6 protein-coding genes are annotated in these 11,764 nt (G+C 40.8%); 2 read left to right on the top strand and 4 right to left on the bottom strand.

Annotated features, from left to right (window positions below; genetic code table 11):
• Positions 1-23: 23 nt before the first annotated feature.
• The gene (locus tag SJY39_RS07930) at positions 24-1,061 is read right to left on the bottom strand and encodes a polysaccharide lyase family 7 protein (protein WP_016785031.1); all 1,038 of its coding nucleotides are present in this window, start codon (positions 1,059-1,061) and stop codon (positions 24-26) included.
• 538 nt (positions 1,062-1,599) lie between these two features.
• Here SJY39_RS07930 and SJY39_RS07925 point away from each other — a divergent pair.
• Both SJY39_RS07925 and SJY39_RS07920 read left to right on the top strand, forming a co-directional pair.
• Positions 1,600-2,460 (top strand): oligogalacturonate-specific porin KdgM family protein, encoded by an 861-nt coding sequence (locus SJY39_RS07925; protein WP_016785030.1) that lies wholly within the window; start codon positions 1,600-1,602, stop codon positions 2,458-2,460.
• Between the two features lie 190 nt (positions 2,461-2,650).
• Positions 2,651-4,576 (top strand): LamG domain-containing protein, encoded by a 1,926-nt coding sequence (locus tag SJY39_RS07920; RefSeq protein WP_016785029.1) that lies wholly within the window; start codon positions 2,651-2,653, stop codon positions 4,574-4,576.
• A gap of 591 nt (positions 4,577-5,167) precedes the next feature.
• Here the strand turns inward: SJY39_RS07920 and SJY39_RS07915 are convergent.
• The 3 genes from SJY39_RS07915 to SJY39_RS07905 form a co-directional block, all read right to left on the bottom strand.
• The gene (locus tag SJY39_RS07915; RefSeq protein WP_010438370.1) at positions 5,168-6,736 is read right to left on the bottom strand and encodes a polysaccharide lyase family 7 protein; all 1,569 of its coding nucleotides are present in this window, start codon (positions 6,734-6,736) and stop codon (positions 5,168-5,170) included.
• A gap of 423 nt (positions 6,737-7,159) precedes the next feature.
• Entirely contained in the window at positions 7,160-8,908 is a 1,749-nt protein-coding gene (locus SJY39_RS07910) for a polysaccharide lyase family 7 protein (protein WP_016791659.1), read from the bottom strand.
• 258 nt (positions 8,909-9,166) lie between these two features.
• Positions 9,167-11,038: a methyl-accepting chemotaxis protein gene (locus SJY39_RS07905; protein WP_010438366.1), complete on the bottom strand. Its 1,872-nt coding sequence runs from the start codon at positions 11,036-11,038 to the stop codon at positions 9,167-9,169.
• Positions 11,039-11,764: the final 726 nt, after the last annotated feature.

The following is an 11,764-nucleotide window of genomic DNA, read 5'->3' as shown; positions in this document are numbered from 1 at the left end:
TTGTTACCTGCTCTATTCCGTATCTATTTGCCGTTAAGCTTAAGAGCAGAGAAAGTAACACTGTTGTAGTCGCCATTCTTTTTATCGACCGCAAAATCGCCAGTGCCAGCACAACCTGGGCCCCAAACAGGGTGAGTGTCATTTACGCTACACTGGCCATATGCGCCAGCTTTATAGTAAAAATCATCTTCAGCATAGCCCGTTGGTGAGTCAAGTTCATCGACACCTTTACTCAGGTCGATTTCATACTTAACCGTATCGTGACGCTCTGTTTCAAACGTTAGATACATCATGGTACCTTTTACTTCCACTTTGTAACTAAACTCTTCGCCTAGTGCAATGCCCGCTTCACCCGGTTCTGCTGGGTTTTCCCAAGTGTTGCCCCAAACAGGATAAGCGATGTCGGCACGGTTAGGATCTTTCTTCTCTAGGTTACGTTCATAGTTCCAAAATACTGAGCCCATTTCTTGGCCCGGAAACTTCTTGTAGAAGATCTTCAGTGGTTCATTACCGTGGCCGTAACCTGTTCCCGCTTTAATCAGTTCATTGTGTTTCTTAGCGTGTATTTGGCCAACAACGACTGAATGAGCTGGATATCTCTCTGGGAATTTAGCGTTCATAGAGACATGATTGACTTTTAATGTCGCTTCCAGCGTTCCACCAACCGCACTGTACTCTGAGGCAGATGGGTGGCTAGACAGTGCCCATTGGTTTCCTTTATCAGCAGTATCAATCGAAAAGTTTGCACCACGTGGCATCTGACGCAGTTCAGAACGTGCATTCTTCGAGTTCTTAGTCGTAATCGCTTGGTTCTGCACTTCAAATACAAGATTGCCATCTTTATCCAGATGGAAGAAGTCGCTATGTGAGTAGCTCATCATTGCCACCCCTTCTATTTCATCAACACGACCATCTTCATTGATATCTGAAGGTATAGTTATTTTCCAATTGTGCATATCGAATTTATCGGCAGGTACGGGGTAAGAAACACCGTTATTTGCGAAAGTAACCATTGGTACAGTCGCTAATAGCGCCACTGCTAATATGTTTTTCTTAAACATGACTCATCCTTTATTGTTAACAGATACCGAGTACACACTCAGTACAGAAACCACTTTTGAACACGAATTAGTACTAAATATTTTCTCTTCGACTTAAATAAGCCAACCGATAAATAGAATTTACATTTAGCCATTTTTTAACTTTTATTAAACATCTGGCTATGGTTTATATTTATGCCTCTCAACATGCTCCCTATGTTTAAGCCACGATGGTTAAAATCATCATTATTAACATATAGAAACACTTAATATTTGTATTATTTTAACACATGCAAAAAAGTGAGTTTCTAAGGTTTGTGAATATGAGAAGTACGTCATGATTGATTTAATACACAAGCCCTAAATTGAGATATTCATAACATTTAGCTATATATTTGGGCCATTAGTCAGAACTTTTTGATAGATCTCACAGAAATCTGACTCAATAATAAATACCATATTTGTCATACATTAATTTAATACCATGTAAGGTATTGGTTTGTGAGCCACGGGTACATTGGATGTATCCAGAATAAAAAAATAATAGTGAGACAAAGGTATGAATTCTGTTACAAAAATTGCTGCAGCTGTTGCATGTACTCTTTTAGCGGGCACAGCTACTGGTGCATCTCTTGATTATCGTTACGAGTATCGTGCTGCGACGGATTATACAAAAACAAATGGCGACACGGCTCACGTAGACGCTCGCCATCAACACCGAGTGAAGCTAGGTGAAAGCTTTAAACTGTCAGATAAGTGGAAGCACTCAACGGGCCTTGAAGTTAAATTCCATACTGACGATTCTTACTACGACGCAGATTCTGGCGAAGTTAAATCAGCGAACAGCCAGAGTTTTTACGGTGGCAATTGGTACATCTATGGTATGGAAATCGATAACACTGCGACATACAAAATAGATAACAATTGGTATCTACAAGTGGGTATGCCTATTGCTTGGGATTGGGATGAGCCTAATTCTAACGAAGGTGACTGGAAAATGAAAAAAGTCACTTACAAACCACAATTCCGCGTTGGCTACAAAGCAGACATGGGTTTAACAACCGCTATTCGTTACCGTCATGAATATGCTGATTTCCGCAACCATACACAGTTTGGTGATAAGGATTCAGAAACTGGCGAACGTTTAGAATCAGCTCAAAAATCCAAAATAACGCTAACAGGTGCATATAAAATTGAGTCTCTACCGAAGCTTGGTCTTTCTTACGAAGCAAACTATGTAAAATCTTTGGATAACGTACTTCTTTATAATAGTGATGACTGGGAATGGGATGCTGGCTTAAAAGTAAACTACAAGTTCGGTTCTTGGAAACCTTTTGCTGAAATTTGGTCTTCTGATATCAGCTCATCTTCTAAAGATCGCGAAGCAAAATACCGTGTTGGTGTTGCTTACTCATTCTAATTAGAAATAGTCAATTTATAAAATACCCCTCTCCTCTTGTAAATTTTTGGGGCATATTTTAAGCACTTTATTTAAATAATAGGATGTTCTAATTAACGTTAGTTTCATCCTAATAAATATTTAACGACTATTCATTATCTATTTCTTATGTGATTTACATATGGATTTAATATCATAAAGAGAATATTTTATGCAGATTTCTAAAGTCGCTACAGCTGTTGCTCTTTCGACAGGTTTATTATTTGGTTGTAACAGTGACGGTTTACCTATTCCGACGGATTCAGGTGCTGGCAGCCAAGAGTCAGTACTAACAACAGGTTACTGGCAAATCAGTGATGGTAACTCTTCTTCAATTTCCGCGTCATCAAACGCTGATCTACCAAATGTTTATGTTTTCCAAGAAGATGGCAATCATAAATACTATGACGATGATGATGACTTAGGTACTTACACGATTAAAGATGCAAGTGCTTCTACTAATAATTATGATGAAGAAGCCGGTACGGTCTCTTTCACATATTATGAAACAGGCACATCAACGATCGAAATTCTAGATGGTGTTTTTTCTTTCGATGACGCTGGTGCTCTGAATATTTCAGATAACACCACTGGCATAGACTACTCTGGTTCAGACCAAACTGCGACTGACGCCGTACAAGAAGCTATCAGTGAAGCCAATGAAGCAAATGGTATCAATGGCTACGTTCAAATCTTGGACACCAACAATGGCGGTGTAAAGAATGATGTGGGTGAACTACGTTTGAAATTGTCTGACAGCAGCACAGGGGCAACAGTAGACAGTATCGCATCAGGAAAGGTAACCGTTGACTTAATCTACCAAGTAGATGAAGACACCGAGCAAGAAGCGAATGGTTCAGGTAACAACGCTTATATTAGTCTCTACGCTTCTGGTACTTCTAACACTAATTTACACGGCGAAGTTATTTTTAATGCTGGAGAAATTTTCTACCGTTCCACGGTTACCGATAGTAGCGGTAAACCTCAAATTCCTGATGAGCCTGTAGGCACTTACACTTTAGGTGAAGATCTCGCGGTTGAAATCAGTTGGGCGAGCGGTTACTACACATTCAAAGTCAATGACACTGTATACGACAATAGCGGCAACGGTTTTGAGGCTTTCGACAAAGCTGCCGTTACTATCGTGTCATTGAAGCTTGGTGATACTTCTAACACAACACACTACGAGTTAAACGCTGACAACTTTAAAGTTTATTCGAATGACACAGCTTCTGATGAGCTAGTGTTTGAAGATAACTTTAACAATTACCCGAACGGCCAAGCGCTATCAGGTAATCCGTACAACAACAATACTGCGGAAGCGACAGTTGTTGTTGATGGTGGCAATACTGAGCCTGAGCCACCAGTAGATGGTGACTTCCCGGTTGCTTTAAATGAGTACACTTTTGACAACGCTGACTACACAACTGACAGCGGTAGTGCCGACAATGATTTGACAAGTAAATCAGGCTCTCCTTTGATCACTACGACCTCTGGCGCTGCAGGTACTGGAGCTATGCATATTGACCAAGATTCAGCTACAGGTGGAGGCTATGGTTACATTTACTACAATGCAACTTCGACAACTACTACTGGAGCTCAAGCCATTGAGGATTCATTCTCTGTAGAGACGGTTATTAAAGCAGATCGTTTTGGGTATGATTCCGACGTTTCACTTGTTGATTTTGCAGAAACTAGTGACTACTTGGGGTTTAAACTCTACCTCGAGTCATCAGACAACTCCATCAAGTTTAAGGTTTACGGCGGTCTTGATGCAGATGACAAGGGCTTGAGTACAGAAGCGAAGTCTAGTGAAGGAGACGTTTATCTTGTTGAAGATAATTGGTATCACATCTTAGCGACTTACAACCACTTAGATTCGACTGCTAACTTATATATAGATGGTACTCTTGCTCACTCGAAAAGTGTCGATTTTTCTGTTATTGAAAATACAACAGATGACAAATTTATTCTTTTAGGTGGCTCTTCTAGTAGTGATAAAAACTTCGATGGGTCGGTGGACAATATCGCAGTTTGGAATACAGTTCTGACTGATGTACAAATTCAAGAACGTGTAGCTCAATTTACTGCTGAGTAATAACTCTTTGATTGCGCCAATAGCCTCTAGTTCTGCTAGAGGCTTTTTTGTAATCGGTATTCCAATATATACCTCAAACCTACTCATCTAAATCTCTAAAAGCTCCTAACTTCAAAAGTAGTAACCTCCTAACCTCCCCGTCCTGTTATTTGGGCTTTTAATAGCCAACTCAATTTCAGTTTACCGATACAAACCCCGTTGTTTATTCAATGACTTCCAGAACTAATCATCCTAGGTGCAAGGTATTATCAGCCAATAAATTGCCCTTAGTATCTAGTGTTAAATATAAGTATTGATAGCGATATGGCGATCAGTTTGAACAAACCCAAAGCAACCTAAGCCAATGTTTAACACTAACCCTAGATTGTTAATATATGGCTTATTGATGCAGGTCTATGAACGAATGAAAGGCTATGTGTTGGATATTAGATTAGGGGATCGGAAAGAGGATGCTCAAAACAGAAGTTAAGGTCAACCACCAACTTTTAATCTATATGCCTATCTTTAACAACTGATGGTTTCTGCCCAAATAACAGACACAAAAAAGCCTCCAAACTCGAGAGGTTGGAGGCTATTGTTTATCCGTTTAGATTACTTTTTGTATTGATCGTGCGATACGTCTAGCTGGTAGAAAGTCGCTTGTGAATAATCGTCTAGGTCACCACTGATGTTTTGATTATATACACCAGCCTTGAAGTACATGTACTTACCACCTGCGTCGTAGCCGCTTTCGCTCATATCTACGACTTGTACAACGTCATCTTTGCCTTCACGCATTAAGCTAACAGTCATCGTGTTGCCTTTAACGTCAATACGGTAGCTGAACACCTCACCAAGCGCGATACCATCGTCACCTACTTCAGCTGTCATATCGCCCACTAGAGGGTAAAAATCTTCTTTTGTCGCATCTTGGCTTTCGTGTGCAAAGTAAACCGCACCCGTTGCTTGGTTTGGTAGTTTACGGTAGTACAAACGAATTGGCTCATCGTTTTGATCATGAATCTGACCAATGATAAAGCGGCCTACTTCGTTCGCATTACCGGTCGTTGTTGCGTGATCGATTTTCAAGGTAGCTTCTAGAACACCATCAATACCCGCTGCCGCTTCTAAATCTGATTCAGGCGCGCTTGAAAATACCCAGTTGTTCTTGTTAACACCCTTAGTGCTAATAGATTGGTCACCACGGCGCATCATTTCACGAAGCTCCGTACGTGCGTACTTAGTGTTTTTAGAGGTACGTACACCCTTCACGTAAGCTTTGAATACTAGGCCGCCATCGTCAGCAGTATAGAAGATTTCTGGATGCTGGTAACCGTTTGCTAGGTTCCACTCAGAAACATCATCAGGCTTGCCATTTTTATCATGATCGAAAGGCTGAGATAGATACCAGTGGGTCATATCAAAGTTTTCGCTCGGAGCATTACCTGCTAGAGGTGTTTCAGGTAAACCCGTTGGTACAGGTAACGCAGTGCGTGTTTCACATTTCACTGTTGTCTCACAAGGGTAAACCGCTGCGACACCGAAATTACCAGAACGTAGATCTTTACGTGCTGCCTTACGCGCTTTTTCCGCAGCTTTCATTTCAGCGATCATTGTTTGTTCTGCTGCTACTACTGCAGGGGTAATAATGTGGCTAGTAGGACAAGCGTTAACGTTACAGTTAACAGCAGCTAACTCAGTCACACTGTTCCAACCGTTTTTGGTGTTGCCGTGACCAACGTATCGTACGTAACGAGCTTGAACTGCTGGCTCAAACTGGAAACGCTCTAGGCCAATCGCTTTACCTGAACTCATTTGGTTCTCAAGTACTGTTGTCCAGCTTTCGCCATCAACACTGACTTGAATATCAAATTTAGATTGACGCTCGTTACCTTTGCTAAATGATGCCTGAACAGCGTCAAATTCTTGAACTGAGCCATAGTCCAACATTGCCCACTCGCCGTCACCTGCTGAAGACCAACGTGTTGTTAGATCTTGGTCAAACAAACGATCTGGACCGTTACCATCGTGGCTGCTAGCCGTCATAGCAACCGGCGTCAGGAGAGCTTCACCGGTTTCTTTGTTGTTTGGAAAATCAGCAGTAGGTGTGCTCGTGCTCGCACAACCAACCGCAAGTAAGATAGAAGAAGCGAGTAGGGTTTTTATAGTAATTTGTTTCATATTTAATCCATTATTATAATACAAAGGCAGCATTTATAAGTGAAAGTAGAACCTGCAAACACGAGCTATAAGGCGATTCCTCTCTCAATATTTGCGATAACACAAAAATATTACGTAATCTTATAATACAAATAAAACATTTCGTTGAATAAATGAGACTGAGGACACTTTCCGTTTTTCCATACTTTAACTGGATCACATTTCCTATTGATAAAAGACAATATATATTAATTCAGAATGCGAAATGAGCTCACAAACTTAAAAATTCCAAGATAAAATTGCCATTTTCAAACTCAACGCAGCTGGTCATACATCATTGTGAACGGACCCTATATTCACCTCTCCGAAAAGTAAAAAGACCACATTGTTAGTCACCAATGTGGTCTTAAAATTACCGTAATAGCTCATTAGCCATCTATCAAATCAGTTATGTTCAACCCTTAACGAACTGAAGCTCACATCAAACACTTCACCTGTATAGTCGCTATCTGGCTTAAATTGTGGATAGATACCCGCTTTGAAATAGAATGCGATATCGGTAGATGTCCACTCTGACGTTAACGAAACAGTGTCCCCGTCTTTGTCTTGGTAATCTTCGCCCCAAGGAATTAAATGCGAAACCGTATTGGTTCCATCTGAATCATGAGTTGCCAGATAAACACCGTCTTGATTGGTTCGAATCGTATATCGCCACTCTTCACTGGCTGAATATGTACCTAATTCAACACTGAATGGTTCACAATCGCTGCAATCTTGATTGTTGCGCTCAAAATCGGAGTTGAGTATAACTCGGACGGGCTTATCCTCTCCTTCCCATAAGAGCTTCACCAGTGCTTGATTAATTTTCCAACCATGGATTTGTCCGAGTACCACTTTCGGGTCTTGGTTATTGAGATTTGGATAGTTTTCAACTCGTAATGTTGCCGTCAATTCGTGAGTGGTTGCACTTGTTCTTATATCGTTCAGATACCAACTAGTGTCTTCATCGCTGGTGCTGCAATCCGGTTGTGCATTGCTTTGATACAACTCTCTTAACTCAGAACGAATATAGCTAGAATTTTGTGTCGTAGTGCCGTACCCCATATCCGCTCTAAAGTGAATTCTTCCTTCATCCGTGTTGAAATAAGAAAGATCAATATCGCTATGGTAGACATCGCTGTCATTAGCGAGAAGGCCCTTGCTCGACTCACAACGTTCAGGCTCTAATTCAGCAGCACTATCGCCGCCACTGCCATACCAAGTATCTTTGCTCGCGGGAATCGTCAACTTCCAATCATTAATATCCCAATCGTTTGAACCACTGATTTGGGTTGTGGTGTATCTTAACGCTTGAAAATAGGCCGTAGCTTCACCATTTTCAAACTGGTTATATATACCCGCTTTAAAATAGCTTAGGAGATGCTCCCAATAGGCGATATCTTGGTCCACTTTTACTTCATCATTCACTTTGATCGACAATGTATTTTCATAAACAGAAAGATCAAATTTAGTAAAGCTATCAAGATCTGCCTCTCCTAAATCGTACCGATCATAAGAGGTGGCATAACAGTTTGAAGAGTCTGAAGCACTGCTGCAGTCAATGGCGTTGTTTTTCATTACGGCCCAATAGTGGCCTGTGATACCATCGCGTTCTTGTTCCCAAACCACACGTAATAGCGGATGAGGAATATAACCAGTTCCGCTCTCGTCCGTACCTTTATTATGTATCTGTAACATCGTCACTTCATCATGATCGGCAGGTGAGCTCGCCATTGCATGTTCGATATCAGGTAAGCTTATTTCCGCATACAGGCTTCGTCTTACACCCGTTTCATTGATATCGAAGTTTTCTCCCTCACGAACCTCAGAACGCATCTTATAGTTCGCCATTTTAAAAATTAGGTTTTCCGTCTCTTCATCTGCATAAAAGTAATCACTGATGTAACCATCGAAATCGCCATCTTTCACTTCAGAGGTTTTGTTACCCTCTGTGCCGTTAGGATCCGATACCTGAAGATCGGAACTAGAGAGTATGTTTTGATATTTTGCGATATCGTAAGGTGCGACAACACCATAAGACGTTCCTGGATTGCTACCAGATGGGTCACTGCTGTCACTTGAATTATTTGAACTGCTTCCACCGCAGCCATACGTAAGCGAAGCGAGCACGACGACAAAAATTGGCTTATTCACATTTATCTCACTTATCCATAAGAGTTGAGTGATAATGTATATTTGTACTATTTTATGTCAATTGTGTAATTATCAGAATGTGAGATGCGACAAATCAAGTGAAATGAGTAAGGAATACGGCGTTTTCTATATGATAAAACGCAGAAATGCCACTCTAAACTCGAACGTTATTGAGTGGCTTTCAGTGTGATAAATTAAGTTAAGCTATTGAAAATTAGTATTAATTAGCGCCCAATTTAAATATTAATTGTGAACCTGCTAAACTTTAAAGCTGCTCATAAGCTCACTGACGCTGCCATTAAGCGTTTTGATTTCTGCCGACTCTGTCAGTTGGTCTTGGCTTAACTTGTTCAGCTCTTCAACGAAGCTTTCAATCTTATGCATGTTCTTAGCAATACTCTGAATCAATGCGTTTTGCTCCACAGAAGACCCCGAAATGTCGTTATTGAAACGGCTCACGGTTTCCATCTGCTCAGTTAGCTTAGCCAGCATGTTTACCGCTTGGATTACTTGAGCACGAGTCATCTCACAATTACTTTTGGTCAGTTCAATCGATTTAACTAAACCATCTGATTTCGACTGTAAACCCAATAGCGCCTCTTCTATTTCAGAAGTGCTGATTTGAGTTCGGTTAGCCAGTGCACGAACTTCATCAGCCACCACAGCAAAACCTCGACCGTGTTCGCCGGCACGCGCTGCTTCTATCGACGCATTCAATGCCAGCAAGTTGGTTTGCTCAGCAATACCACCAATCACAGAAACGATAGACTGTATGCTCTGCGTTTCGTTGGCCATAGACCGGATGTCATCAGAAGTCGTGCACACTTGCTTTTCAAGATCACTGATATACGTTTCAGTTACCGTATTGATTTGCTTGGTTTCATCACTGAACACGGCCGCATCTCGCGCTGCGTCTGCCGCCGATTGAGAGCTCTTCTCTACTTCGTTAGACGCTTCTGAAAGCCCATTAATCGCAGAGACAACTTGAACGGTTTCGTCAGTGTGAACTTTCAATACATTACTGGTCTCTTTACAGCCCTCTCGAATACTCAAAACTTTGGTATCGAGATCCGAGTTCTTGAATTTCACGTCTTTAACCATTTCTTGCAGGCCAATGATGAACAAATTGATGTCTTTAGCGATGTGCCCTAAGTCATCATTGCCCTTCTCTACCAGCCTTCGAGTTAAGTCTCCGTTGCCCTGAGATAGATCGTGAACGATTTTGCGCAGCGACACTATTGGGCGGTAAAAACGATTCAGAAGTAATATCATCAGTATCACTGAACCAAATACACAAGCGACAATCAGCATTCGAGTACTTGACATCACACCGTTCAATTGATCGAGCGCTAGCTCAGGATCGATACTGGATATCATGTACCACTCTTTTTGGCTGCCGATATCAACTTTCTTCGCCATCAAGATCCTTGGGTTTCCATCAATTACGCCCTCGATAAATTGATCAGGCTGTTCAATGGCATTTTTGAGTTTCATCTGCGTGTCTGCAGAAGATATGTTGGTTTGCGGAAGTACGTTCTCTATTGTTGAAGCAACAACCATCCCTCTTTCATCAACAATGATACCTTTCGCTTGATAAATTCCGTCTAACTGTTCGAGTTGCGCTTTTAAGTCATCAAATCGAATGTCTGCCATGATCACACGGTCTTGATACGAATACGTCACACCAATCATTGGTACTTGAGTACTCTTAGTGAAAAATAGGTCACTAAAAGATAAACCTGACTTCAGTTTCGCTTGTTGATACCAAGGGCGAGTCGTTGGGTTATACTTTTCTTTTAGTCCAACACCGTTAGGGAAAGACTCTGAAGGTCGAGATGTATAAGAACGTCCGTCGTCGAAACCCACCACAATTTTGTCGATGCCACCTAGCTTAGCGGCATAGTGCATAAGCGCTTCGTTAGGTACCTGGTATGGTGACTTCATGAACTCTTGAGCAACTGAATTTACGGTATCGATGGTTCTCTGAACGGTATTTTCAATTTGGTTAATTTCTATCGTTAACGAATGGTCGATCTCGTTGTAAATCGTTTGGTTGACTTGTTCTGTCGCCAAATCGAGCGTAAACCAGTTCGTGAATACTAAAGCACTGGTACTAACGATAGCCACCATTAAAATCAGTTTTCCTTTAAACCCTAGAGACAATTTTGAATTCATAAAACTCATTATCCATATAACCTATGTCTATTATTTTCATCCGAATAAAATGGTCATATTTTGCATTATCGAAGATACGGTAAAACGTTACGTATCCATGTCGATTCATCGCTACGACCACAATTTAATTAATATTGTATGTTTAATTGACAACTCTTTCTGTGAGCGATCTTGATATATTAAAACCGACTGTAAACACCCTGTGACATAGGTATCATTTATGCATTTTTACTTTATCCTTGTCGGATAAAATCGTCAAAATTTTGTAAAATGTCCGAACTTTAAATAAAAAGATCCTATTTTCGCCGATAATTATCATCAATAATTTTAACTATCCCCTGCGATCTAATCATGCGTAAAAATGACGATGAACTCACACTTTCACAAACCAACCATTCACTAAAGGCATTCAAGACCAAGATTTATTTGTAATACAATAAGCCTTGATGTATGGTGTATTTGAATCATAACTTAAGTTCTTTCTGAATCCTTTTGTTCAATTCAAAGTGGTAATTGAAGCAATTTGCTTTGAGGTCATTGAACACGTTTAACGTAGAAACTGTCGGGGGATCTCGTTAATCGTTATTTCACTTATGATTGTTCATTCGTTTTTTCAGACGGCTCGTCCGAATACGCCCACATAGTCACCAGCTGTGTGGGCTTTTTTTTGCTTTCTTTTCA

The organism is Vibrio sp. R78045 (genome assembly GCF_042466085.1).
Classification (GTDB): Bacteria; Pseudomonadota; Gammaproteobacteria; order Enterobacterales; family Vibrionaceae; genus Vibrio; species Vibrio cyclitrophicus.
Note: the sequence above shows the minus strand (reverse complement) of the source record. Positions and strands in the feature narration are given on the sequence as shown.